27 protein-coding genes and 1 other annotated feature are annotated in these 24,638 nt (G+C 45.6%); of the genes, 25 read left to right on the top strand and 2 right to left on the bottom strand.

The window, feature by feature from the left end; genetic code table 11:
- Positions 1–21: 21 nt before the first annotated feature.
- The 12 genes from NO352_RS12860 (at position 22) to NO352_RS12805 (ending at position 11,819) form a co-directional block, all read left to right on the top strand.
- On the top strand, positions 22–720 hold the full coding sequence (locus NO352_RS12860; RefSeq protein ID WP_289355837.1) for a metal-dependent hydrolase: 699 nt from the start codon (positions 22–24) through the stop codon (positions 718–720).
- Positions 721–967: 247 nt separating this feature from the next.
- The gene (locus NO352_RS12855) at positions 968–1,645 is read left to right on the top strand and encodes a DUF2953 domain-containing protein (protein WP_268599699.1); all 678 of its coding nucleotides are present in this window, start codon (positions 968–970) and stop codon (positions 1,643–1,645) included.
- On the top strand, positions 1,618–2,073 hold the full coding sequence (gene ytfJ / locus NO352_RS12850; RefSeq protein WP_268599698.1) for a GerW family sporulation protein: 456 nt from the start codon (positions 1,618–1,620) through the stop codon (positions 2,071–2,073). The genes NO352_RS12855 and ytfJ overlap by 28 nt, the downstream gene beginning before the upstream one ends.
- Before the next feature lie 76 nt (positions 2,074–2,149).
- On the top strand, positions 2,150–3,586 hold the full coding sequence (locus tag NO352_RS12845) for a D-alanyl-D-alanine carboxypeptidase family protein (RefSeq protein ID WP_289355836.1): 1,437 nt from the start codon (positions 2,150–2,152) through the stop codon (positions 3,584–3,586).
- Between the two features lie 27 nt (positions 3,587–3,613).
- Positions 3,614–4,276 (top strand): nucleoside recognition domain-containing protein, encoded by a 663-nt coding sequence (locus tag NO352_RS12840; protein ID WP_040735940.1) that lies wholly within the window; start codon positions 3,614–3,616, stop codon positions 4,274–4,276.
- Positions 4,277–4,346: 70 nt separating this feature from the next.
- Positions 4,347–4,892, top strand: a complete 546-nt coding sequence (locus NO352_RS12835; protein WP_163978119.1) for a spore maturation protein — start codon at positions 4,347–4,349, stop codon at positions 4,890–4,892.
- Positions 4,893–4,999: 107 nt separating this feature from the next.
- Complete coding sequence (locus tag NO352_RS12830; RefSeq protein WP_005546841.1) at positions 5,000–5,746, top strand: pseudouridine synthase; 747 nt, start codon at positions 5,000–5,002, stop codon at positions 5,744–5,746.
- 211 nt (positions 5,747–5,957) lie between these two features.
- Positions 5,958–6,485, top strand: a complete 528-nt coding sequence (locus NO352_RS12825; protein WP_238555818.1) for a redoxin domain-containing protein — start codon at positions 5,958–5,960, stop codon at positions 6,483–6,485.
- A gap of 26 nt (positions 6,486–6,511) precedes the next feature.
- Positions 6,512–8,194: a cytochrome c biogenesis protein ResB gene (gene resB / locus NO352_RS12820; protein WP_289355835.1), complete on the top strand. Its 1,683-nt coding sequence runs from the start codon at positions 6,512–6,514 to the stop codon at positions 8,192–8,194.
- Positions 8,191–9,450 (top strand): cytochrome c biogenesis protein CcsA, encoded by a 1,260-nt coding sequence (gene ccsA / locus NO352_RS12815; RefSeq protein WP_005546848.1) that lies wholly within the window; start codon positions 8,191–8,193, stop codon positions 9,448–9,450. Before resB ends, ccsA begins: the two co-directional genes overlap by 4 nt.
- Before the next feature lie 226 nt (positions 9,451–9,676).
- Positions 9,677–10,393: a response regulator transcription factor gene (locus NO352_RS12810; protein WP_040735941.1), complete on the top strand. Its 717-nt coding sequence runs from the start codon at positions 9,677–9,679 to the stop codon at positions 10,391–10,393.
- Position 10,394: 1 nt separating this feature from the next.
- The gene (locus tag NO352_RS12805) at positions 10,395–11,819 is read left to right on the top strand and encodes a sensor histidine kinase (RefSeq protein WP_262866609.1); all 1,425 of its coding nucleotides are present in this window, start codon (positions 10,395–10,397) and stop codon (positions 11,817–11,819) included.
- Positions 11,820–11,975: 156 nt separating this feature from the next.
- Here NO352_RS12805 and serA read toward each other — a convergent pair whose 3' ends face one another.
- Together serA and NO352_RS12795 are read right to left on the bottom strand one after the other, a co-directional pair.
- Positions 11,976–13,562 carry a phosphoglycerate dehydrogenase gene (gene serA, locus NO352_RS12800; RefSeq protein ID WP_005546854.1) on the bottom strand — a complete coding sequence of 529 codons (1,587 nt, stop codon included), beginning with the start codon at positions 13,560–13,562 and terminating at the stop codon, positions 11,976–11,978.
- Positions 13,563–13,695: 133 nt separating this feature from the next.
- Positions 13,696–13,937 (bottom strand) — a binding site (T-box leader).
- Between the two features lie 92 nt (positions 13,938–14,029).
- Positions 14,030–14,605, bottom strand: a complete 576-nt coding sequence (locus NO352_RS12795; RefSeq protein WP_289355834.1) for a tetratricopeptide repeat protein — start codon at positions 14,603–14,605, stop codon at positions 14,030–14,032.
- A gap of 184 nt (positions 14,606–14,789) precedes the next feature.
- Here NO352_RS12795 and NO352_RS12790 point away from each other — a divergent pair, with 184 nt between their 5' ends.
- The 13 genes from NO352_RS12790 to rpsA all read left to right on the top strand — a co-directional run bounded on the left by NO352_RS12790 (position 14,790) and on the right by rpsA (position 24,536).
- The gene (locus NO352_RS12790) at positions 14,790–15,383 is read left to right on the top strand and encodes a type II CAAX endopeptidase family protein (protein ID WP_005546860.1); all 594 of its coding nucleotides are present in this window, start codon (positions 14,790–14,792) and stop codon (positions 15,381–15,383) included.
- Positions 15,380–15,751, top strand: a complete 372-nt coding sequence (locus NO352_RS12785; protein ID WP_289355833.1) for a hypothetical protein — start codon at positions 15,380–15,382, stop codon at positions 15,749–15,751. Before NO352_RS12790 ends, NO352_RS12785 begins: the two co-directional genes overlap by 4 nt.
- A gap of 3 nt (positions 15,752–15,754) precedes the next feature.
- Complete coding sequence (locus NO352_RS12780) at positions 15,755–16,588, top strand: metallophosphoesterase (protein ID WP_262866610.1); 834 nt, start codon at positions 15,755–15,757, stop codon at positions 16,586–16,588.
- Positions 16,589–16,662: 74 nt separating this feature from the next.
- Entirely contained in the window at positions 16,663–17,109 is a 447-nt protein-coding gene (locus NO352_RS12775) for a hypothetical protein (RefSeq protein ID WP_005546867.1), read from the top strand.
- Between the two features lie 203 nt (positions 17,110–17,312).
- Positions 17,313–17,933: a genetic competence negative regulator gene (locus NO352_RS12770; protein WP_289355832.1), complete on the top strand. Its 621-nt coding sequence runs from the start codon at positions 17,313–17,315 to the stop codon at positions 17,931–17,933.
- Positions 17,934–18,276: 343 nt separating this feature from the next.
- Positions 18,277–18,996 carry a glutamic-type intramembrane protease PrsW gene (gene prsW, locus NO352_RS12765; RefSeq protein ID WP_289355887.1) on the top strand — a complete coding sequence of 240 codons (720 nt, stop codon included), beginning with the start codon at positions 18,277–18,279 and terminating at the stop codon, positions 18,994–18,996.
- A gap of 78 nt (positions 18,997–19,074) precedes the next feature.
- On the top strand, positions 19,075–19,224 hold the full coding sequence (locus NO352_RS12760) for a hypothetical protein (protein WP_289355831.1): 150 nt from the start codon (positions 19,075–19,077) through the stop codon (positions 19,222–19,224).
- 112 nt (positions 19,225–19,336) lie between these two features.
- Complete coding sequence (ypeB, locus tag NO352_RS12755) at positions 19,337–20,677, top strand: germination protein YpeB (RefSeq protein ID WP_262866611.1); 1,341 nt, start codon at positions 19,337–19,339, stop codon at positions 20,675–20,677.
- 94 nt (positions 20,678–20,771) lie between these two features.
- Entirely contained in the window at positions 20,772–21,416 is a 645-nt protein-coding gene (locus NO352_RS12750) for a flagellar brake protein (protein WP_005546879.1), read from the top strand.
- An 82-nt stretch (positions 21,417–21,498) separates the two neighbouring features.
- A complete protein-coding gene (locus tag NO352_RS12745; protein WP_005546882.1) occupies positions 21,499–21,732 on the top strand; it encodes a hypothetical protein in 234 nt (77 codons plus the stop codon).
- 158 nt (positions 21,733–21,890) lie between these two features.
- A complete protein-coding gene (gene cmk / locus NO352_RS12740; protein WP_268599691.1) occupies positions 21,891–22,583 on the top strand; it encodes a (d)CMP kinase in 693 nt (230 codons plus the stop codon).
- Between the two features lie 12 nt (positions 22,584–22,595).
- Positions 22,596–23,183: a lysophospholipid acyltransferase family protein gene (locus NO352_RS12735; protein ID WP_163978132.1), complete on the top strand. Its 588-nt coding sequence runs from the start codon at positions 22,596–22,598 to the stop codon at positions 23,181–23,183.
- A 138-nt stretch (positions 23,184–23,321) separates the two neighbouring features.
- Positions 23,322–24,536, top strand: a complete 1,215-nt coding sequence (rpsA, locus tag NO352_RS12730) for a 30S ribosomal protein S1 (RefSeq protein ID WP_005546887.1) — start codon at positions 23,322–23,324, stop codon at positions 24,534–24,536.
- The last annotated feature ends 102 nt before the right edge of the window (positions 24,537–24,638 follow it).

Here is a 24,638-nt window from a genome sequence, read left to right as displayed (position 1 = left end):
AATTATGAGGAGGAAAATGCTTTGAAAATTCATTTCCATGGTCATTCCTGCATTCAACTCGTTACCGAACAGCATCGTATTATCATTGATCCTTTCTTAACAGGCAACCCGGCAGCAGATGTTGAAGCGGCTCGTATCGAGGCTGATTTTGTGCTGCTTACCCATGCGCACGGGGATCATATCGGAGATGCAGCGGCAATTGCTAAGCGCTGCAATGCACCCATTATCGCAATGGTTGAGCTTGCGAACTATATGGAAACACAAGGGGCACAAGCAGTAGGCATGAACTTGGGCGGGTCTGCATCCTTTGAATTCGGTGTGCTCAAATTAGTACCTGCTCTGCACAGCTCTTCCGTTACGGTCAATGGTCAGGATATTTATATGGGAAACCCTGCTGGCATCGTGCTGCAAACGGGTGGTCTGACGATTTATCATGCCGGGGACACTGCATTGTTCAGTGATATGAAGCTGATAGGAGAGCGCTACAAGCCGGATATCGCCTTTTTGCCGATTGGAAGCTTCTTCACGATGGATCCAGAGGATGCATTGCTGGCTGCTCAATGGGTACAGGCGAAGGTAGTCATCCCGATTCACTATAACACATTCCCGCCGATTCAACAGGACGGTGCGGCCTTTGTGGCGAAGCTGCAAAAGCTTGGCATTCATGGGATTGAACTGCTGCCTGGTCAGTCTATCGACAGTTCCCATCTATCGTTGTAAACAATTATTAAAACGTTACCTTTATACTTAAAAAGCGAACTTTTTCATTTTTGATTGAGAACAATCTTATTATGGATGAACGTCATCGCATCTCTGACGACTTCAGCCCGTCTGCTTCGAACCCCATTCGTAGCAGGCGGGTTTTTTCATGATTATCCAAGTTTGTAGAGTCCTGGCTCAAGATCATGCATGCTCGACTGGATGAAAGGCCATAATACGGATAGTTTAGGAAATGGAGGCGCATGACATGTTAGGATGGGCGATTGCTGGAGGCGTGGTAGCTGTTTTGCTTGTCTTCTTCTTCTTTTCGTCCATTGAATGTAAAATCATCGTTCATAAATCAGGGAAGTATGAGCGAATTGTCTTATTGATTCGTGCATGCTATGGACTGTTCCGATGGAGATACGAGTGGCGCTCGATTCGGTTTATTAACTTAGAGGAAGGATTCCACGTTCGTGTAAAGGCAAAAGACAATGTCGGAACAGGTAATGCTAGCCGAGATAAGGCCCAAGTGGATAAGAGGAAGGCAAAGAGGTATGTACATAATGCACAGCGTTTTCTTCACCATACGTATGAACTTACGCAATGGTTCAAGCAAACCCTTCAGCGCGTTCAGTGCAGCATGTTTACTTGGGAGACTGAAATTGGGCTGCTCAATCCTGCAACAGCCTGTTTATTAACAGGCGCCTCCTGGTCGTTGAAAAGTCTGCTGGTGGGTGTAATGTCACATCATGTTCAATTCCGCAGTCTTCCACAATTAGAAGTAAACCCGCAGTTCCATTGTCCATTCTTTTCCACGAGGGTTGTTTGTATAACCAAAATTCGCATCGTGCACGCTATAAGTGCTGTATTCAAGTTGATTATTCGCATCGTTCGAGCAGAAGGAGGATTACGAACATGGCGGAGCATCCTATCGAGGGCTTAATGCAAGCAGTTTTCAACAATATAAAAGCCATGGTAGATACAAATGCAATCGTAGGCGATCCTGTACAGACGCCAGATGGCAGCGTTATTTTGCCGATTAGCCGCGTGGCACTTGGGTTTGCAGCAGGGGGAAGCGACATTCGGGTGGAGGAGAGACATGACAGATTAACTACTGATCATCATGAACCACATGCCTCCTCAGTGTATGGCTCGAAACCGTTCGGCGGCGGAAGCGGCGGCGGCGTTTACATTACGCCGATAGCCTTTCTCGTCGTAGGCAAGCAAGGCATTCATGTCGTATCGCTTGACAATCAAACGCATCTGCTGGAGAAAATTATTGATGCAGTTCCGAATGTGTGTGATCGCATCAATTCCATGTTTAAGAAGCAGGAGCGGTCAACGACTGCCGAAGATATTATTTTATCTTGACCGGTATGAATTAGGCGTCAGGCTTGAATGTTGCTGCCGTTTTTGCCGAGGAATGGCGCTTACGGTCAACGGGAGCTTGACGCTATTTTTTCGTTCAGAGCAGATGAGATTGCTTGCAATAGACGAAGTGATGGACATACTCGGTCTCGAACAAGCATACATATGGAACAACTTGACCGGTATGCAGATAAAGGAGGAACGCATGAGCAAGCTTCCATACGTAGGACAAGTTGGTAAAATGATTGTGCTGTGTGTTTTATTGGGGGCGGTTCTGTCATACAAGTCCTACGGACGCATGGCAATAGCTGATCCTTCATTGGACAGCAACGCTTCACGCCTACAGCGCGAAGCTGTACAGGAGTGGTCTGTCCCGCTGCAAGTCCAACAGCAGCCTAATGAAGCCGGTACAGCACGAATCTCGTCCCCACATACATCGGCTAGAGCAGCTGCCTTAATAGATGTAGCATCAGGCAGAATGCTTTATAGCCATAATGGTGATAAGGAACTCCCAATGGCAAGTACGACGAAAGTGATGACGGCAATTGTAGCAATTGAACATGGGCGGCTGGAGGATATGGTGAAGGCTACTTCACGAGCTGTTGGCAAGGAAGGGTCTTCGATTTATTTAAGACTAGGAGAAGAAATGAGTTTGAACCACTTGCTTTACGGTCTTATGCTCCGATCAGGCAATGACGCAGCTGTTGCAATTGCCGAACATGTCGGAGGATCGGAGGAAGGCTTCGTCCATTTAATGAATGAGAAGGCGAAGCTTCTCGGACTGGAACATACTCAATTCCGTAATCCGCATGGGTTGGATGAAAAAGGCCATTATACGACGGCTAATGATCTAGCACGTATTACTGCTTATGCGCTGCATAACCCAACCTTCCGTGAAATTGTACGCACCCGTACCAAGAAAGCACCAAATTCCATCGACAAATGGGATTACGTATGGGGAAATAAAAATAAAATGCTTCATTTGTATGAAGGGGCAGATGGTGTGAAGACGGGATACACAAAAGGCGCGCTGCGATGTCTTGTTAGTTCTGCCACACGAAATGGTCAACAGTTAGTAGCGGTTACCTTGAATGACTCAAGAGACTGGGAAGACCATAAAAATATGCTTAATTACGGGTTCCGCGCGTATCCACAATCGAAGATTGTTGAGCAGGGCCAACCAATTGATGGGCATCCTTTTCAGGCAGCGGCATCGCTTACGTATCCGCTTAAGACGGGAGAGCAATCAAGGGTATCTGCCAAGCTAATGGTTCCGGTTAGCGGAAGTCTCGAAGGGAAATTAGGTCATCAAGGCCGTTTGATGATGTATCTGGATAATAAGGCTGTAGCAAGTGTGGATGTTCGCAAAATGAATCCAGATCCGTCAGCATCAAGCCAGTCTGGAGAAGCGAAACATTCATCTGCAGTGCTGAGCACAGATAGTGGAGGAAACCTGTTGTACAAGTGGATGATGGTGTTGAAGCGTGTCACCGGATCTTTATTCGGTGCAGCTTGATGGCTCATGGGAAGGGAGACGGTTGTTATTGTAAATGCAATATGGATGTTCATGCTGCTCGTAGGCTTCATCGCAGCTGCAGCACAAGGGCGGATTGACGCCGTGACGGAGGCGGTGTTCGAAGGCGCCAAGACGGGGGTATCAGTCAGCTTCGGCCTCATCAGTGTGATGGTGTTCTGGTTGGGAATGATGCGGATTGCTGAGGATGCAGGCTTGCTGAAACGGCTTGCCAAGGCTCTCGGTCCAATCGTAAGGTACTTGTTCCCTGATGTACCGCGCAATCATCCCGCCCTTGGCTTTATTATGTCGAATATGAGCGCGAATCTGCTTGGGCTAGGAAATGCTGCAACACCGATGGGGATACGAGCTATGCAGGAATTACAGAAGCTGAATCCAAGTAAGGATACGGCGACTCCAGCGATGTGCACATTGCTGGCCATTAATACGTCAAGTATTACGCTAATTCCAACTACTTTAATAGCAATAAGAATGAACTTCAACTCAGCTAATCCCGCTGAAATTGTAGGGACAACGCTGCTGGCGACTATCGTGGCTACATTCGCGGCAATCTTCGCGGATCGCTGGTATCGAAGAAGGGATGCGAAGCGGCCGCCGCCACATCAATTTAAGTCAGACGCAAGTCCGTCTGCTGGGGCACAAGGATCGGAGACTCATACTGCAGTCAGTTAATGCATTTCAATATAACTTTGCATCATGACCATACTTCCAACTCCATTGAAATAGAAAGGATGGTCCGGTTATGTATGCATTCGTTTCAGCTTTATCCGCGTGGGCCATACCGGCTATTATTGTTTTTATCCCGCTGTATGCTTATTTTCGCCGTGTTCCCGTCTATGAAACGTTTGTTGAAGGAGCGAAGGACGGCTTTCAAACCTCAATCAACATTATACCTACTTTAGTTGGCATGATGGTTGCAATCAGCGTATTTCGTGCATCAGGTGCGATGGATTGGATGGTTAGTATGCTGCGTCCGCTGCTTGATTGGGTCGGTATTCCCGGTGAAGTTATGCCGCTCGCTTTTTTGAGGCCGATTACAGGCGCTGGTTCACTGGCCTTCACGACGGATCTGATTAAAATGTATGGGCCTGATTCGATGATTGGACGCATCGCTTCGACGATACAGGGCAGTACAGATACAACGATCTATGTATTGACCGTTTACTTTGGCGCTATAGGGATAAAAAAAGGCCGGTATGCGCTTAAAGTTGGATTATTCTCTGATTTAGTTGGATTTATTGCAGCAATTGTCGTCTGTTTTCTTGTATTTGGCTTCATAACAGGGTAATATCATATTAGCTTGAATAATGTAAGTTAATGACAAGCTCGCGCCTTCTTGGTTCGCGGGCTTTTATCTTCATCCAGGTAAATAATAGTTTGAGGTGACAGACATTCATGGAAGAACGTTTACAGAAGATTTTGGCGAACGCGGGCGTCGCTTCGCGTCGAAAGTGTGAGGAGCTTATTAAAGCAGGTAAGGTGCAAGTGAATGACGAGGTTGTGACAACATTGGGTGTGAAGGCCGACCCTTCAGTAGATGTCATTACCGTTAACGGTAAAGCAATATCGGTAGCGTCCGATAAAATAGTGCTGGCTTTCCATAAACCGAAGGGTGTCATCACAAGTACTTCTGATCCTGAGGGGCGTAAGACGGTCATGGATTTTATGAAGGGCGTAGGTGCGCGTGTATATCCAATCGGACGTCTTGATTACGACACAGAAGGGTTGCTGCTGCTGACGAATGATGGTGAATTGGCAAATATGCTCATGCATCCTCGTCATCATGTGGAGAAGACGTATCATGCAACAGTCAAGGGTGTTCCACATGGGGACAAGCTGGAACAACTGAAAAAAGGGATTAAACTTGAAGACGGCTTCACACAGCCTGCGGCCGTCGAGTACCATGACGTTGATCTGGAACGCAATATTGCAACAATCAGTGTAACGATCCACGAAGGACGAAATCGTCAGGTTCGCCGCATGTTCGAGGCAATTGGCCACCCAGTTACCAAGCTGAAGCGGGTGAAATTCGGCAATATTACACTTCAAGGAATTGCCCGCGGAAAGCATCGTGTGTTGACGAAAGCGGAAGTGAATGAACTCCGTATGGAGATGAAGTCCAACCGTACTATGCGTACGTAATAACGATTGACCGCTTTGCGTATCTTATTGCAGCCCTGCCCTGTATCGTGACACATAATTTTCATATTGAGGAAGATATGTCCGCTATTCTATGAATTATAATAGTCGTTGATGGTGTAATGCAATTGTTGCATTTATGCTGTCTGGGTGTGAAATATGTCATAGAAAGCGAGAGTTCAATCTTACGATTGAACCATATCAAGAAGGGGCGATGATATTGGGCAAAAGAAACAAAACAGTCCAGGTTCTCATATTAGCCGTCATTGTGATACTTGGCGGGATTGCAATCAGCAATGCGTACAGCAAGCCTACATATCCTGAGGTGGGGAGCCGAATACCAGATTTGTCCCTTCATGCATTGAATGGAGATACGGTACAACTCAGTGATTACAAGGGGAAATTCCTCATTCTGAACTTCTGGGGCTCCTGGTGTGAACCGTGTGAACGGGAAATGCCGACATTGCAAAAGGCGGCAGATGATTGGAAGGATCGCAATGTAGAGGTCGTTGGCATTAACTATGGGGAAGATGCCATTGTTGTGGACAATTATATGAAGGCGGTAAAAGTTCACTTCACGATGTTGCTCGATACGAAAAAGAATGTAACCAAAGCGTTCGGTGTTCGGCCATTGCCTACGACGTTCTTTATTAAGCCAGATGGTAAAGTCCATGCTATTCATACCGGAGAAGTCACTACAAGCCAGCTAGAGACCTATTTAGAGCAAATGGCGAAGGAATAGGGCTTGAAGAGGAGGAGGACTAGGCTGTGCGGTTGGAGAACACAAAGTGCGAATGCGGCCATCAGAATGCAGTCGGAACTGTACTCTGTGAGGCCTGCGGCAAGCCGCTATATGAGGGGGATGAGACAGATTCCGTACTGGAAATGCGATATGACGGGGTGGCACGAAAGTCACAGAAGGCGAGCCCGTCTTGGATTGATCGCATTTGGAATTTCTTTTCCTCCGTCAAAGTGGCGGTAATACTTATCGTCATTACATTAGTTGGTGCATCTCTTGGCACCATATACCCACAGGAAAGCTCATTTCTCAGCATCGATCCTACACAATATTATAAGAGCACGTACGGCACATTGGGCCAAATTTATTATATGCTTGGTTTGTCGCATACATACGAATCCTGGTGGTTCATTACATTGCTAGTTATGATCGGTGCTTCGCTGGTCATTTGCAGTATAGACCGTGTGCTTCCGCTATACCGTGCCTTGCACCGGCAGAAAATACGCAAGCATGTGCAATTTATTTCCAGACAACGAATTGTCTATGAAGGAAACATAGAAAAGGAATCCGAAGCTTGGCTGGATCAGATAACTGTCGTCTTAAAAAAGAAAGGCTATCGAGTCATAAAGGACGATGTCGCGCTGCTGGCCGAGAAAAATCGCTTCAGCCGCTGGGGTCCGTACATTAATCATATTGGCCTTATTCTTTTCTTGCTTGCCATACTTGCACGCAGCATCCCGGGCTGGCATTACGATTATTATGATGGTTTCCCGCAAGGAGAAGCTCGTGAAATACCCGGAACTCCCTATTATTTGCGTAATGATAAATTTACAGTTGAATATTATGGCGAGGAAGATATGCCGGAACAGTTCATTAAGGAAGGGCGTATCATCCCGAAGTTGTTCGAGACAAAGGCAACGCTGTTCAAATGTGTGGACAAATGCGGTGATCCTCGTATTGAACCCATACTGGAAAAGGTAGCCCAGCACAACATACAGTTGAATTCGCCGCTTGAGTACGAAGGGCTTATGGTTTATCAGTCTGATTTTGAATCGCGTCTTGTTGCGGTCAATCCGGTGTTGAGCAATGAGGATACAGGCGAGGTATATGGTAAATTTGAACTTCGAGTGCAAAATACGCCTACGGAATTTCAGGTAGGACCCTATACATTGAAGCTGACTGGCAAGTATTTGGATTTCGCAATCGGCAAAAATGGAGAATTGACTACAAAATCGCAAAATCCGAACGCTCCTGCATTTAGCTTCCTGATTAAGGGGCCTAGTCTGCCAAGCGAAGGCGTGCCTTATTTGTATTTCGCATTGCCTAAGGATAAGGATCAGTTCCATCAGGATGATATCAATGCCAAGCTGAGAGAAAGCTTAGGGGCAGACTCGATTCCGCATTTTCGGATCGGATTGGAATCCATGGAGGATGTCATCTATACAAATTCAATCAGTTATATGACTGTTCGCAAGGAGACGGCACTGCCACTCATCTGGATTGGGGCTGGTATCAGCATGATCGGTCTAGTTATGGGCTTCTACTGGCAGCATCGCCGCATATGGCTACGAATTGACGATAAGCGCTTACTTCTCGGTGCCCACACGAACAAAAACTGGTATGGGATCCGTAATGAAGTAGCGAATGCACTTGCAGCTGTTCATATAGAAGTAGATGCCAAATCGATCGATCGTGGGGGGAATAAGGCGTGACTTTGCAATGGAGTCAGGACGCATATATTATTGCGTTTTTCTTGTTTTGTCTTTCCTTTATTTTGTACGTCGTGACTGTTGCCGGCCGTAAGATGAAGACTCGTGATCCGGTTCGCTTTGAACGGAGATGGGGGGCAATTTCGTTTGGCGTAACGATACTCGGCTTTATTAGCCAGATCGTTTATTTTGGATGTCGCTGGGCGTACGCTGGACATATCCCTGTTAGCAATATGTATGAATTCATGTCATTTTTGTCGATGATGATTATCGGCGCATTTATTGTTGTATATCTGATTTATCGCAGTACCGTTTTGGGTTTGCTTGCAGTACCACTGGCATTTTTAATGATGGCATATGCGTCGGTCTTTCCTAGTGAGGTGCAGCCGCTCATTCCACAGTTGAACTCAGTGTGGTTGAAGCTCCATGTTACGATGTCGGCTTTAAGCTATGCGTTCTTCGCCGTAGCATTCGTTGCAGGACTTCTCTATTTGCTGCGTACAGTTCGCTGGGAAGAAGGCAGCTCTCGGAAGCCGCAGCGCTGGCTCGAATTCACGATGGGCTGCATCGTAGTATTCATTGGCTTTATCGTTGTAGTGTACAGCTTCCGGGCTGCTAACTATGAGGTTGTTATTGGTCAAAAGGTAGAAACGGTGAAAACTGGCGGTGAGATAGAAACAGGGCTTGAAATGGTCACGTATACGATGCCGCCGCTGATTGCTCCGCATATGAGCGATGAAGCTACGTTGAAATCTGTTCCTTCCTTCTTGGGGATGAAGCTTCCATTAATGGAGGCGCCGGGATGGATGAAGGGAGTTCAAGCTGGCCGCAAGCTGAATACGGTCGTGTGGTCCGTCATTGCAGGCTTGATCTTATACGGCTTGATCCGTTTGCTGCTTCGCAAGCCAATCGCAAAGGCGCTTCAGCCTTTATTTAATGGGATTGATCCTGAGACCGTTGATGAAATCAGCTACCGATCAATTGCTATCGGGTTCCCGATCTTTACATTAGGTGCTCTTATTTTCGCAATGATATGGGCTCAGGTTGCGTGGTCGAGATTTTGGGGTTGGGATCCTAAGGAGGTATGGGCGCTTGTCACATGGCTTGCCTACAGCGCATATTTGCATTTGCGTCTTGCACGCAGCTGGCAAGGAACCAAATCTTCTTGGATGTCCGTAATCGGATTTATCATTGTCATGTTTACACTCGTAGGCGTAAACCTTGTTATATCGGGGCTCCACTCCTACTCGGGCGTGTAATTGCGTTAATAATGGGCAAAAATTTAGAAACGGCTGGGATTGCTGAACTAGGTGTACCCCAGTCGTTCACATTTTTGCTATAATAGAGCCAAGTATGAAGGCAACTACGAAAGGGGTATCCTTCGTGTTGCCTGCTTATATTACAGCTAGAACTATGAACCTCGTCAATTGCAGCCGCATTTGGCTTCGCTGGGGGTTTTCTTTTATGGTGAAAGGGGAGTCACACATGTCCGAGCAAGTGAATCGAATCTTGATCGTCGATGATGAAGAACGGATTCGCCGACTGTTGAAAATGTACCTTGAAAAAGAAGGTTTTGAAATTGAAGAAGCAGAGGACGGAGAAGCGGCGCTCCGAATGGCTGTCAGTGAAGAATATGATCTCATTCTTCTGGATGTAATGCTGCCAGGGATCGATGGCGTTGAAGTGTGTACGCGTTTGAGACAAGTCAAGGCTACACCTGTTATTATGCTGACAGCTAAGGGGGAAGAGATTAACCGGGTACAGGGCTTCGAAGTTGGTGCAGACGACTATGTTGTCAAGCCATTCAGCCCACGCGAGGTTATTTACCGAGTGAAGGCAGTGCTGCGACGTTCATCGGCGACAGCTTTTTTGACAAACGATCCGAAAGCAAGCAACAACATTGTATTTCCTCATCTCGTCATTGAACATGATGCTCATCGTGTAACAGCAGGAGGTCAGGAAATCAGCTTGACGCCGAAGGAATATGAGCTGCTGCATTACTTGGCGGTATCACCGGACAAGGTGTTCTCTAGAGAAGAACTGCTGAAGGATGTATGGAATTATGAATTCTTTGGTGATCTTCGCACCGTGGATACGCATGTGAAGCGGCTGCGTGAGAAGCTGAACAAGGTATCACCGGAAGCAGCGACTATGATCACTACGGTATGGGGTGTAGGTTACAAGCTCGAGGTGCCAAAATAACGTGAAATTCTGGAGAAGTATTGTTGGGAAGCTGTGGATGACCATTATTGGTCTTGTTGCATTTGTTCTCATCATTTTAGGGTTGTATTTGCTGCATTATATTGATAGCAATTTCGCCCATCCAAACGATATTAAGCAGTTGTTTGTGTACACAGCCATAATCGGATTTTCACTAACAACCTTTTTTGCGTTCTTCCTTTTCACGAAAATTACGCAGCCGCTTCGGAAGCTGAAGCAGGCAGCCGATACGATCCGTCAAGGCGATTATTCTACACGTGTGACACTTCGTTCCTCTGATGAAATAGGGGAGTTGTCTCGCACGTTCAACCATATGGCGGAAGAGCTGAACTCCACTATATTAGATTTGCAGCATGAGAAGGAACACTTAGCCAGCATTTTGCGAAGCATGACTGACGCTGTTATTACCTTTGATGCAGCAGGGCAGGTGCTGCTTGCGAATCCGCACGGAGAATCGGTTATGAGCCGCTGGAACGGAATGGACTGGGCGCTCGAAGAGGAAACGGCAGAAGCATCAGGAGTGCCGGAACCGTTGAGACCTATATTTCATACGGTGATCTCGGAGGCTCGGGAGGTAACGACTCGTGTTCATGTGAAGCAGCAGGTATGGTCTGTTGTAATGGGGCCATTGCATGCAGACAGCCGTGTTCGTGGTGCAGTTGCAGTATTGCGGGATGTAACCGAAGAAGTGCAGCTTGAGAAGCTGCGCAAAGATTTTGTGGCAAATGTATCCCATGAAATTCGCACGCCGCTATCGATGCTTCAGGGCTATAGTGAAGCGTTGTTGGATGATATTGCAACCTCACCAGAAGAGCGCAGGGAGCTTGTGCAGGTTATCCATGACGAGTCATTGCGAATGGGCAGACTGGTCAAGGATCTATTGGACCTAGCCCGTATGGAGGCTGGACATTTACCAATGCACAAAGCTCAAACCGATGTGCATGAACTTGCATCACGAGTGTATCGGAAGTTTGCTGTGTTGGCTAAGGAACGCAATATTCCGATCGAAGTGCAGCTTGAAGCGATGGATTCTGTTCTTCCTGAAGCTGATGAGGATCGGCTTGAGCAAGTGCTGACGAATCTGCTGGATAACGCGCTTCGTCACTCATCCGAAGGCCAGCCGATACATATTCGGACGGAACGTACGGACAATGAGTGGCTGTGGATTCATATAGAAGATCATGGACAGGGCATACCGTCAGAGGATGTACCCTATGTATTTGAACGATTCTATAAGGCAGATAAAGCGCGCAAGCGCGGTCCTTCAGGCGGTACGGGACTAGGTCTTGCCATAGTAAAAAATATTATTGAGGCACATCAGGGACACATCCGAGTAGACAGTACATTAGGGAAAGGAACAACGTTTTCTATTGCACTGCCTGTTCAGCCCGTTAAGTCCACGAACTGACACAAAACACCCAATTGCGCAACTTGTGTGCAATTGGGTGTTTTTTTGTAGAATGAGTACTGGAAGATATGTCAGACGAGGGCACAATTTTCCGATTAATCTTGATGGTCGTGGAACAATTCGAACTGTTCTCCTCGATTCATAGGATAATTCGGATTATAATACGATTTCCTTGGCTTTTTTAATATCTGCAGATTCTTTCAGCTTCGCAATTACCTCTTTTGGAATGGCTTTGTCGACGGAAAGCACCATAATGGCTGAGCCTCCGACAATTTTACGACCAACTTGCATGGTGGCGATATTAATATCGTTCGTTCCAAGCAGTGTACCTACTATTCCGATAACACCAGGCTTATCATCGTGTGAAATGAGGAGCAGATGTCCCTCTGGAGAGAGGTCTACAGGGTACTTGTCGATTTGTACGATTCGTTCGCCATAACCGTTCAATAACGTACCAGCCACCAAGCGCTCTTCTGTATTGGTTCTCAATGTAACAGATAACAGATTTGTAAATCCCTTCGCTACGTGAGATTGCTGAATGATAATATTGATATCACGCGTTTTAGCAAGATGCACAGAGTTGACAATGTTCACATCAGTGCCAAGATGCTGCGTGAGAACACCTTTGACAATATGTCTGGTTATCGTTTGGGTATCGACCTCAGCCAGCTCGCCAGAGTAGCTCACAAGGATTTCTAGAATGGGGCTCTTTGTCATTTGAGAAACAAATTGTCCGAGTTTCTCGGCGAGTGTGAAGTAAGGCTGGATCTTTTTTAAAACTGCCGGAGCAACTGGCGGCATATTCACCGCATTTTTGAACGGCTCATTGCGCAAAATGCGCAGCACTTGCTCTGAAACATCGACAGCAACATTTTCCTGCGCCTCAACAGTGGAGGCACCGAGATGCGGCGTTACGATGATTTTAGGATGACTCAAGAACGGATGGTCAGGCTGTGGAGGTTCTACCTCAAATACGTCAAATGCGGCGCCTGCCACAATGCCTTCATCGATTGCCTCTACAAGTGCCATTTCATCAATAATTCCACCGCGTGCACAGTTAATAATGCGCATGCCGCGTTTCATGACCTCGAATTGTGGACGAGCAATCATATGCTTCGTTTCAGATGTCAACGGCGTATGAACCGTCAGGAAATCAGCTGTGCGAATAATCTCATCAACAGTGCCGAGTTTGACCCCTAACTTTTCTGCTCGATCTTCTGTCATGAAGGGATCGTATCCGATGATTTCCATTCCAAATGCCTTCGCTCTCTTAGCAACCTCGCTGCCGATACGGCCCATACCAAGCACGCCAAGAGTTTTGTTCATCAGCTCAACCCCAAGGAATGTCTTGCGATCCCACACTCCATTGATTGTCTTTGTGTAAGCCTGCGGGATATGACGGCATAATGCCATCATCATGGCAAAAGCATGCTCACACGTTGTGATGGTATTGCCATCAGGGGCGTTGATAACGATAATTCCGCGTTGGGTAGCTGCCTGCAGATCAATATTGTCAACGCCAACTCCGGCGCGGCCCACAACTTTAAGCTTCTTGCCAGCCTCCATGACGCGTGCTGTGACACGAGTTTGGCTGCGAACGAGCAGAGCATCATAATCAGCGATAATATTGATCAGTTCATCCTCCGACAATCCTGTTTGCTTTGCGACTATAATGTCTTGTGCATCAACAAGCTTCTGAATCCCGAAGTCGCTAATCGGGTCGGACACTAATACTTTGAACATGGAATTCTCCCTCCTGAGCATGGCAATATCATTTATTAGAAACGGCAAAAGCCGTTATCTTACCGATGAGATATGGACTTGTTATGTACCTTGGAATATAGCAAAAAACTCTCATCCACATACTACGACCGTAGTAAGGGACGAGAGTTCCATCTTCGCGGTGCCACCCTAATTCGCTGCTTATTCGCATAAGCAGCCTTACACGTCTATGCCAGACGTCGAACGTTAACGGGTTCGATTCGGTTACGCCTACTGCCATCAGGGTTCGACGCAACAACTCCGGAACGCTGGAACAAGACAATCCGCCACCGATTCGCACCGACCATCGGCTCTCTGCAGGCTTCACTGAATGTTCGTTTCCTTCACCGTTTGACTCATGAAATTTTACTTAATGTACCATGCAAATGCTAGGGTGTCAATAGATATTTTTACGAACATAATCGTTTCATATATAAAAAATGTACGGTTTATGGTTTTTCGGCAGATCCTTTTAACAAATGATTTTTACAAGCCTGTATTGCGATTCGAGAAGAATGAATCAGTTCATCCTCTTTGGATTTTGTTCGGATTTCGAGTGCTTTTTCGAACCATTGGAGTGCTGCTTCGTAATTCGATTGATCATATTGATTTTTGCCACAATGCTGATAAAGAAAGTCAAGCATTCCAAAGTGTTGATCATGTATATTCGCTTGTTCTAGGAGTTTGTGGAACATATGGTTGGATGTGTGAAAGTCCTTCATCCATTGATAGGTATGGGCAAGGCGTAATTTGTTAATCCACACCTGCTTGGCGTTGTTGTTTGACGAATGGATGGCGATGGCGGAATTCAAATAGGTTATGCTGTCCTTATAATTTCCGACTATTCGGCTGTAGACACCAATCATTCCGTATTGTTTTCCCAAGTCCTCTTGATTTTGAGCAGATGCATGCAATTTCTCCTTTACATAAACGATGGCTTTGCGCATATCAGAAGCGGAGTGCGGAACTTCTCTCAGCTTGTCATCGAAGTAAAAGGTACAGTTGTAAGGTGTAAATATTGACAAAAAATGGACTCCCCCTTCTTCGTGAAGTGCATTCATTCTACAAGGTGTTGACCCAATTGGCAATGCAATCGTTGTAATTGTTGATACTGCGTGATTCCTAACTTGAATGAACCATCTTTTATCTGATATGATGCTTCTATTGAGCGTTATAATAAGGATTGCTAACTCGTTAGGCAGGGATGTAATGAAACAGAAATGGAATGATTTCAAATCTCGACAAGTAGACATCCAACAGTTAGATGATAAGGTGCTACTCTTAAATTTGTATGTAACGCAAGCAATTACGTTGATTCTTGGTGTGGTATGGATTTGGCTGCAAGGGAGAAATCCTTTCTCGTTGCTTATTATCCAGACGGGCGATTTAACATGGGTGTGGCTGGGAGCGGGGTTGGCTGCTCTTGTGATTATTGTCGACATCGCGGTTTCTAGATTTGTGCCAGAAGATATGACGGATGATGGGGGAGTGAATGAGAAGCTTTTCCGCTCACGTCCGGTATGGCATATCATTGTGATCTCGTTTATAGTGGGTATATGTGAGGAAATGCTCTTTCGTGGGGCGATACAGCATGCATTTGGCGCATATTGGACGAGTATTATTTTCGCAGCTATCCACGTACGGTATTTGCGCCATTGGTTACCAACTGGAATGGTGTTTCTAATTAGCTTTGCTTTGGGTACTATTTATGAGTGGACAGGAACCTTATGGGCTCCAATACTAGCACACTTTATCATTGATCTCATTATGGGACTCATTATACGATTTCGGAGGGAAGTATGAGCGAGAATCACCCACACCCTTTATTTCGAGGGTTCTCTCGCAAGCAAGAGCCAGACCTACATAGCCCGGCACTAGATGCTTTACGTTCATTGAGAGAAAATTCATCGAAGAAAGATACACATACCGCGCAACAACATACAGGCAGCAATCAAGCAATGACGGAAGAACGATTGCTCAATCTTGCTGAAAATATTGCCATGCAAGAGGAAGAGCTTGATGATCGATCGCTGCCTTCAAGAAAAAAGTTATTTCCGTCAAGTTATGTAAGACTAACAAAGTGGTTTTATAATATTTTATTTTTGTTATTTGTAGGCTTGTTAATTGGACTACTATTATGGGGTCGCCATAAGCTGGGGCTGGAGGGGTAATCCATGTTGATTGCTTACACTGTCATTGCAGGCTTGCTGGCAGCAGCCGGGGGGCTTGTTGTCTATATGTTATGGGAAGCACGGGGGTTTACAATTACAGAAGAAGAAGTGGTACTGAAGCGGTTGCCGTCGTCTTTCGACGGGGTCCGCTTGTTTTTTATTAGCGACTTCCACAGAAGGCGGTTAACGGAGAGCCATATCGCGCAGATCCAACGCCACTCACAGGCGGCAATGGTACTGGTCGGCGGGGATATAACTGAGTTTGGAGCGCCGCTTGCGTACAGTGTCGAGAATATGGAGAGGCTGCGCCGCCTTGGGCCAGTGGCTGCTGTACATGGCAATCATGATTACAAGGCAAATGTTCGTGAGCTTGATGATAAATTGAACCAATTAGGTGTCAAGCTGCTGGATAATGAGGCAATTCGGCTAGAGCAGCACGGGCATTTTATATGGCTTGTAGGCTGGGACGACTACAGCTCCAAACGAACGAATGTGAAGCTTGCCATGAATGAGCCTCAGCAAGAACCTGCGTGTACAATTGTTCTGACTCATGATCCGCTGGCTTTGCGGAAGGCTGAGCTGCAAGGGATTGATCTCGTATTGTCAGGGCATACGCATGGCGGTCAAATTTATCTGCCTGGATACGGGCCGCTGCGCACCTCGAAATTTTACCGCAAATATTTATCTGGCTGGCATACATTTACAGGACTAAAAGGCTCTACGGCTTTGTTTATTACAAAAGGGTTTGGAACATCACATATCCCACTCCGTTTATTTTGCAAACCTGAAGCGCATTTTATTACACTCCGTTCGGGCATTGATGGCCGCATTTCCTGATTTTTTACCGCATGGTTCGTTACAGATGGGCTCACACTACAATTGATCCTAACTAATTGAAGGAGGGAACTACAGTGAAAGTGACATCGTTCATTTCTGGTGCTGCTATTGGTATTTTGGCTGGAATGTATTTGGCAGATCGTCGTTCGCTGGCTAATTTGCAGTCCAGATTGCAAGTTGCTGGCAATGTCGTTCAGGATGTAGTAGGCAAGGCGAAGGATAAGGTTATGGATGCATCAGCAAGCATGCCGGATATTGCCTCCTTGCTCGACTTGAAGATGTCCAAAGAGGCGCCTAAGTCTGACGCGTTCAGTTTGGATCGGGTTAAGGAACTGATTGATCGCGATCCAGAAGTGAAGCGTAAGGTGGATGCCATTTTACGGGAAAATGGACTGGCTCCAACACCATCCAATCTGAATGCTGTAAAACTGGAAACCACTACTACGACAATATCCAACGCTTCTAAGTCGCAAGCTGCACCGCGAACAAAACCGTTTGAAGAAAATCAATCCACCCACTGATTGTAGAAGATCGATATTGGAAAAAGCTGCCGATTGAGTCGGCAGCTTCTTTGTGTTTATACACTCAATATACTGTCAACTATTTTATGTAGTGCAAATCCATGCAAGAAATGATAACATGAATTACATAGAACCATTTTCAGCACATATTATATGTTGCTTCATAATCTGTTATAACCGAAGTTGCAAAGGAGGGTCCTGTCATGAAGATCGAACGTATCAGTCAAGACAAGATTCGAATTTTTCTTACGTTCGACGATTTGTCTGAGCGCGGGATCAAACGCGACGACTTGTGGCGAGAAATGTCTAAGCTGCAGGAATTGTTCGCAGAGATGATGGATCAGGCGTATACCGAACTCGGATTTGATGCGACGGGACCGTTAGCCGTGGAAGTATTCGCAATGCCTGCACAGGGGATGGTTGTCATCGTAACGCGAACACACTGGAACCAGGCGTCAGGTCATGGCGATGGCATCGAAGATGACGAGTTGGATGATGTATATGAAATGGAAGTTACGCTTGAGGAGAGCGATACGATCGTATTCGCGTTCCGGGATTTTGAAGACTTCATCGAGGCGGCACATACGGTTCATGGCAATTTTGCCGTTCCAGGTGCGCTCTACCAATATAATGGACAGTGGATTTTCCATGCGGAACCGACGAATGTGGATCCCCAGCGATTGCAAGCTTTTATTGCAATTATGGCTGAGTATGGGGAAGCAGCGTCAGTGACGACAGCTGTTCTGGAGGAGTATGGAAAGTGTATCATTACAGAGGATGCCATTGCCGTTACTTGTACACATTTCAATCCGCGCCGTGCATAATACAGCGTAATATGCGACCGTGAACAGGGAGTGCTTGTGATTTTTCATGAGAAGTGGAAAATTCGGGCTCCCTGTTTTGCGTTTTTCCCGCTGGAGGCTATGTCAACCAATATATGCAATTTGCGATTGATTGGACACTCTGTATTATAAAATCAGTCAGATGTATGTTTTCATCAACATTATTCGACACAATAAGCGCTGTCGCATAACAGTATGATATACTTACAATATCAAACTTTTACGGATATCTAACCGACCATAGAGTTAGTCGCCAAAGGAGGATGTGAAGGTGACTTTGCTTACTGCTCTTAGCACGCTCGTCGCGGACACTTCTCAGTTGGCGATACAATCTGGTGAAGCTGCGACACCCATTTTTCCCTTGCTTACAGCAGCAATCGCACCTGGTATTGCGTTGCTGGCGTATTTCTATTTGAAGGATCGTTACGATTATGAACCGATTCACATGGTCATTCGTGTGTTTCTGCTTGGGTTTCTAATTGTATTTCCGATCATGATTATTCAGCATGGCCTCGTATTGTGGTGGGGCAAAAATCCATATATTTATTCCTTTTTTATCTCTTCTGGCGTTGAAGAGTTTGTCAAATGGTTTGTGTTATATCATATGATCTACAATCACGTAGAATTTGATGAGCATTATGATGGCATTTTGTATGCAGTTGCCGTATCGCTCGGTTTCGCCACGATAGAGAATGTCATGTACGCATGGTTGAATCAAACATCGTTTTCCCAAATGCTTGTGCGTGCTCTGCTGCCTGTATCCGGACATGCCTTGTTCGGTGTTATTATGGGTTATTATATGGGGAAAGCGAAATTTTATGGCGGACATTCGCGAAAATATTTGCTGTACTCGATTGGAATTCCTTTGTTCTGGCATGGAGTTTACGATCTGATTTTAATGACAGTGACTCGTTATTGGATATGGTTCGTAGTACCTTTAATGCTGTTTCTCTGGTATTTCGGCATGGGGAAGGTACGAAGAGCCAGTGCCCGCTCTCCTCTTAGGATGGTAAATTCAGAAGAAGAGGTTAATGTGGAGCAATAATGGGAATGCTATTATTTACAAGCTCAAATTGTGCGAGGCACGAACGGGCGCAGTTCAAGGGAAGCAAGGAGGGCTCATGTGAGGGTGAAGGTTATCATTCGCTGCAAATGCTGCGGCGAAAAATTCATTCTTCGTGGCAAACGGGAAAAAGGTCGAATTGAAACCGGCTTCAAGCAGTGCATCTGTGATAATCGGGATGCATTCCATATTGATGAAGAACCAATATGATGACTTCGATATAAGAGTGCAATAATGGGAATCGATGCATAAACCTCCCTCATATCCAACAAACTAACATCACTATGATGTACAAGTTGCTGTGAAGGGAGACGTTTGTACCATGTATAAACGATTAAGTGCGGTGATGTTTCCTATTTTTGCGCTCTTATTTGTTGGAGCGATTGTATGGGGATATCAAGAACATCAAGAGAAGAACTCTATATTGATTAAGGCAGAGAACCAATACCAGCGTGCCTTCCATGATTTGACCTATCATGTTGATAAGCTTCATTCCGAACTGGGGCAGACACTTGCAGTAAACTCCAAGTCGCAAGGGATGCATCGGAAAGGTCTTGTCAATGTATGGAGAATTACGAGTCAAGCGCAAAATGAGATTAGTCAGCTACCTTTGACACTGCTGCCATTTAACAAGACAGAAGATTTTTTGTCGCGCATCTCTAATTTTTCTTACCGAGCTGCCGTCCGGGATTTGACGAAACAGCCGCTCAGTGATGATGAGGTAAAAATACTCAAGACGCTGCACCAAAATGCAGCGCAAATTTCACAGGATTTACAGCAGGTTCAAAACAAGGTGTTAAAAGACAATCTACGTTGGATGGATGTTGAAACAGCAATGGCGTCCGAGCAAAAAACGATGGATAATACGATCATCGACGGATTTAAAACCGTAGATAAAAAGGTGAGCGCATATCCAGAACTGAACTGGGGGCCTTCGATTTCCAGCGTATATACAAAGCGTTCTGTGAAAATGCTGAAAGGCAATCCCTTATCGGAGCAGCAAATTAAAGAAAAAGCTGAAAAATTCTTGGTTAAAAAACCGAATGAGCCTGTACAAGTAAGAAAGAATGGTAAAGGAACAGACTACGAGTCCTATACGGTATTCACGAAGTTAAAAGACGATGGCAGTGCACTAACACTCGACTATACAAATCAGGGCTTCCTTATGTCGTATATGGACACACGCCATGTAGGCAAAAAAAAGCTGACGATGGCTGAAGGAGAGCAAGCAGCCAAGAAGTTCCTGAAGAAAAATGGTTATCCGGACATGGCTGCGGTTCGATATGATGAATACAACAATACGGGAAGCTATACTCTTGTGCCTGTAGCTGATGGTGTCTATATTTATCCGCAGCAGGTTACGGCGCGTGTTGCACTGGACAATGGCGAAGTGACAGGCTTGCAAGCGGCGGATTTTGTTTATGAAGACAAGGAACGCAAGGTGGGCAAGCCGACTTTGGGTAAAAAAGAGGCACAAGCTATGCTGAATCCAAGCATGAACATATTATATGATCGCATGTCGCTCATCAAAAATGATCTTTCCGAGGAAGTGCTCTGTTATGAATTCGGAGGCAAAATTAATGGTGGCGCGTATCGCATATTCATCAATGCTGAAAATGGCACAGAAGAGCAAATCGAAGAAATGAAGATGTTAAAATCGTAGTGTAATGCAGGGGTTCCAATTCCTACAAGGGATTGGAACCTTTTTCCTTTTAGTATTCTGCTATCATGGTATAATCTTCTTGGAGGGGAAGCAAATGCTGCCGAACGTCAACGATACCTTGTATGTACAGTTAATTCGTGAAAAAACGGAAGGGCTAACCTATAAGGCGAGAGTAACAGAGGTAAATGAACAACTACTATGGATGGAGATTCCGCTATCGGAGGAAACAGGAAAGTATGGTTTGTTCTCCAATGGCGATGAACTTGATATATATTTTTCTCAATCCGATGGGACGAAATGGAATTTTCGTTCGCAAGTCATGGGAAGACGACAGGATACAATTCCAATGATGTCAATCCGAAAACCAGAGCCTCATTGGCTGACACAAATGCAGCGGCGCAATTATTTGCGTATTCAAGCATTTTTGGAGATGGCAATTCGTACAACTGATGGCGTGAAGTTCCTGGCACTTACAGAGGATATTAGCGGAGGAGGTCTCTCATTTACAACAGATTTCAAATGGGGACTGCGCGAATCCCAAGTGCTGCATTGCTGGATTGCTGTGCCTTTTCGCAATGGATCAATAGAACATGTTCCGTTTACTGGCCATATTGTTCGTGTTCAGCCAATGGAGGAACATCGTCAATTAGTGATGCTTAAGTTTGAGCAAATTGCAAATGTCGAACAGCAAAGGCTAATTCGCTATTGTTTTGAACGACAGTTGGATTTACGTAAATAGCATATTAATATCTGTAAGCTGTGCATAGGTTGAATGCAAGGTTGCCATACTACTTCCAAAATGAACGAAGAGGTGACTCCTCTTGCAAAGTCGACAGGAAAAGTGGAATCGTGAAGTATCAGGACGTTCTTTTCGCAGGCATATTAGTCGAATAGAGCTTTGCAGTCTGGCTTCTAAATGGCTGATTCGTGCTTTATTAGTACTTGTTATTAGTGTTGTCATTGCCCAATGCCTTCTATTGGGGGGGGCTTCCCGCCAGTGGTTGTCTCCTGTAGATAAGCTGGAAGGGATCCCTTTTCATCCTTATGCTAAATAAGGGGAGCATCTCTGGTAGTGGCACGAGGAAAATAGATATACGATGATTACCTTTTTGCATCCCTATTCTATGTGTGGTATAATTTTCACGTCGCAGGCAATGCCTGCTTTTTTCTTGAATGATAAAGTAATGTTTTTCTACGAAGGGAGTCAGACCCGTTGACACAGTCAGATTATAGCAGACATCGCATTAATATTGCCATCGACGGGCCTGCAGGAGCTGGGAAGAGCACGGTTGCTCGCCTAGTAGCGCGTGAACTTGGATATATATACATTGATACTGGTGCGATGTACCGGGCAATATCCTTGCACATGTCGCGAGCAGGCATTCAACCTGAAGCGTCATCAGCACTCTCCGAAGAGCTGAAGCGTGTAACTTTGGAACTGATACCAGAAGGCGAGCGGCAATTCGTCATTTTGAATGGCGAAGACGTAACAGATAGCATCCGCACATCTGAAATTAGCCGTTTAGCATCTGATTATGCCAAGTCCCAAGTTGTTCGTGAGCAGCTTGTACATATGCAGCGTCAAATGGCAGCTCGTAAAGGTGTGGTTATGGATGGACGAGATATCGGCACACATGTGCTTCCTGATGCAGAATTAAAGTGGTTCATTACAGCTTCCGTAGAGGAGCGTGCCCGCAGACGTTATGCAGAATGGAAGGACAAGGAGAATGCTACTCTTGAGCAATTCATCCGAGAAATTGCAGATCGTGATCGGCAGGATGAGACTCGTGAGGTATCTCCGCTCCGTCAAGCTGATGATGCCGTACTGCTGGATACGACAGGCATGACTATTGATGATGTGGTAGCCACGATCGTTGAGCGTGCGAATTTACAAAAGAGTTGGTGAGCTGTAGCTATTATGTTCTATACGTTTGCAAGAGCAGTGCTTCGAGTATTGTATCGGATTTTGTTCCGGCTAGAAGCGAAAAAAAAGGATTACGTGCCCAAAGAGGGCGGTGTAGTCCTGTGCTCCAATCATATAAGCTTGTTAGACCCGCCAGCGATTGGAATTATGTTGGATCGCAAGGTTCGCTTTATGGCGAAGGCTGAACTTTTCGACGTACCGGTGCTTGGAAAGATTATTCATGGTCTGGGAGCATTTCCGGTCAAGCGTGGTGGAGTTGGGAAAGAGACTATTCGTACGGCTTTCAATTTGCTGCGCGATGGAGATATTATGGGCATTTTCCCTGAAGGAACACGCAATACGGATGGTGCAGTTGCTGCGAAGAAGGGTGCTGCGATGATTGCCTTGAAGAGTGGGGCAGCTGTAGTTCCCGTAGCTGTTATTGGAGAATATAAGCTGTTTCGCAAAACAAAAGTCGTATATGGCCCGCCAATCGATATGTCGGACTTGTTAGAGCAGGGCAGTGGTGGGCTGGAAATGGCGACTGACCGCATTATGGAACATATCCATCGAATAATACATGAAGAAACGGCTTCATCATAATTCATGCATGTTTTTGCTTCAATGGTATGATACTACAGGTATTATTTTCTGGTATGCAACAACCATTAGTTGTAAGGAACTCTGCTTCTTTTGAAGCGGGTTTTGAATAAATGGGGTTCAATCGAGGAGGTATTTCACATGTCTGAAGAAACAAAAGTTAACGAAACTGCCGAAACGGCAAGCCAAGAAGCGTTGGAGAACATCGTTTCCTTGAAGAAAGGCGATACCGTCAAAGGCACAATCGTCAAAATCGATGACAATCAAGCAGTAGTAAGCATTGGCTATAAATACGATGGCATCATTCCTGTACGCGAGCTGACTGCAGTATCGGTTGACAATGCTGCAGATGTGGTTGAAGTGGGCCAAGAAGTTGAATGCAAGGTTGTTAGCATTGACGATGAGAAGGAACGTCTTGTTCTGTCCAAGCGTCAAGTGGACAGCGAACAGGCTTGGGACGATATGCAGAAGCATTTCGAAGCACAAGATGTTTTCGAAGTAACAGTCGCTGATGTTGTAAAAGGCGGCGTTGTAGCTGATGTTGGCGTTCGTGCATTCATCCCTGCATCCATGGTTGAACGTCATTTCGTTGAAGATTTCAGCGATTACAAGGGACGTACGCTCCGGGTAAAAGTTAAAGAAATCGACCGTGAAAACAACAAGCTCATCCTTTCCCAAAAGGATGTATTGGAAGCAGAATTCGAAGCTAACAAAATTCGTGTTATGGAAGGCTTAACCGAAGGACAAGAACTCGAAGGAACTGTTCAACGCTTGACGCAATTCGGTGCGTTCGTTGATGTTGGAGGCGTAGATGGACTTGTTCACGTGTCTGAATTGGCATGGAACCATGTTGAGAAGCCTTCTGATGTCGTATCCGAAGGTCAAAAGGTTAAAGTCAAAGTATTGAAGGTTGATCCGGCTAACGGGAAAATCAGCTTGAGTATTAAGGCGACTCAGCCTGGTCCTTGGGAACAAGCGAGCAGCAACATTAAGACTGGTGATATCCTGACTGGTGAAGTAAAGCGCTTGGTTGATTTCGGAGCATTCGTTGAGGTGGCTCCAGGAGTTGAAGGCTTGGTTCACATCTCCCAAATCGCACACCGTCATGTAGCTACACCTTATGAAGTATTGAAACAAGGTCAAACTGTCCAAGTGAAAGTACTTGATTTCAGCCCTGCTGAGAAGCGTGTAAGCTTGAGCATCAAGGAAACAGAAGAAGCTCCTGCTATAGCTCCGAAGCCAGAGAAGAAAGTAAAGGAAGAACTGAACAATCCGAATGTATCGCTGACAAATCAGGCAATGAGCGTAACGCTTGGTGAACGTTTCGGCGATATGTTGAACAAGTTCAAAAACTAACATAAATCTTTACCTTTTTTAATACCGGCGGACTCTTCGGAGTTCGCCGTTTATTTTTGTTACGCGCTTCAAATAATAGCATCAAACAAGGAAGGAGCTGCT

Origin of the sequence: Paenibacillus sp. S-12 (genome assembly GCF_030363895.1) — a bacterium.
GTDB lineage: Bacteria > Bacillota > Bacilli > Paenibacillales > Paenibacillaceae > Paenibacillus_B > Paenibacillus_B alvei.
Note: the sequence above shows the minus strand (reverse complement) of the source record. Positions and strands in the feature narration are given on the sequence as shown.

What these genes read in the sequence shown, in the direction of transcription:
- NO352_RS12855 (WP_268599699.1), top strand. Translation starts at nt 968, where the DNA reads ATGTTAGGATGGGCGATTGCTGGAGGCGTGGTAGCTGTTTTGCTTGTC.
- ytfJ (WP_268599698.1), top strand. Translation starts at nt 1,618, where the DNA reads ATGGCGGAGCATCCTATCGAGGGCTTAATGCAAGCAGTTTTCAACAAT.
- NO352_RS12835 (WP_163978119.1), top strand. Translation starts at nt 4,347, where the DNA reads ATGTATGCATTCGTTTCAGCTTTATCCGCGTGGGCCATACCGGCTATT.
- NO352_RS12830 (WP_005546841.1), top strand. Translation starts at nt 5,000, where the DNA reads ATGGAAGAACGTTTACAGAAGATTTTGGCGAACGCGGGCGTCGCTTCG.
- NO352_RS12825 (WP_238555818.1), top strand. Translation starts at nt 5,958, where the DNA reads ATGATATTGGGCAAAAGAAACAAAACAGTCCAGGTTCTCATATTAGCC.
- NO352_RS12810 (WP_040735941.1), top strand. Translation starts at nt 9,677, where the DNA reads ATGTCCGAGCAAGTGAATCGAATCTTGATCGTCGATGATGAAGAACGG.
- serA (WP_005546854.1), bottom strand. Translation starts at nt 13,562, where the DNA reads ATGTTCAAAGTATTAGTGTCCGACCCGATTAGCGACTTCGGGATTCAG.
- NO352_RS12790 (WP_005546860.1), top strand. Translation starts at nt 14,790, where the DNA reads ATGAAACAGAAATGGAATGATTTCAAATCTCGACAAGTAGACATCCAA.
- NO352_RS12785 (WP_289355833.1), top strand. Translation starts at nt 15,380, where the DNA reads ATGAGCGAGAATCACCCACACCCTTTATTTCGAGGGTTCTCTCGCAAG.
- NO352_RS12780 (WP_262866610.1), top strand. Translation starts at nt 15,755, where the DNA reads ATGTTGATTGCTTACACTGTCATTGCAGGCTTGCTGGCAGCAGCCGGG.
- NO352_RS12770 (WP_289355832.1), top strand. Translation starts at nt 17,313, where the DNA reads ATGAAGATCGAACGTATCAGTCAAGACAAGATTCGAATTTTTCTTACG.
- ypeB (WP_262866611.1), top strand. Translation starts at nt 19,337, where the DNA reads ATGTATAAACGATTAAGTGCGGTGATGTTTCCTATTTTTGCGCTCTTA.
- NO352_RS12750 (WP_005546879.1), top strand. Translation starts at nt 20,772, where the DNA reads ATGCTGCCGAACGTCAACGATACCTTGTATGTACAGTTAATTCGTGAA.
- NO352_RS12735 (WP_163978132.1), top strand. Translation starts at nt 22,596, where the DNA reads ATGTTCTATACGTTTGCAAGAGCAGTGCTTCGAGTATTGTATCGGATT.
- rpsA (WP_005546887.1), top strand. Translation starts at nt 23,322, where the DNA reads ATGTCTGAAGAAACAAAAGTTAACGAAACTGCCGAAACGGCAAGCCAA.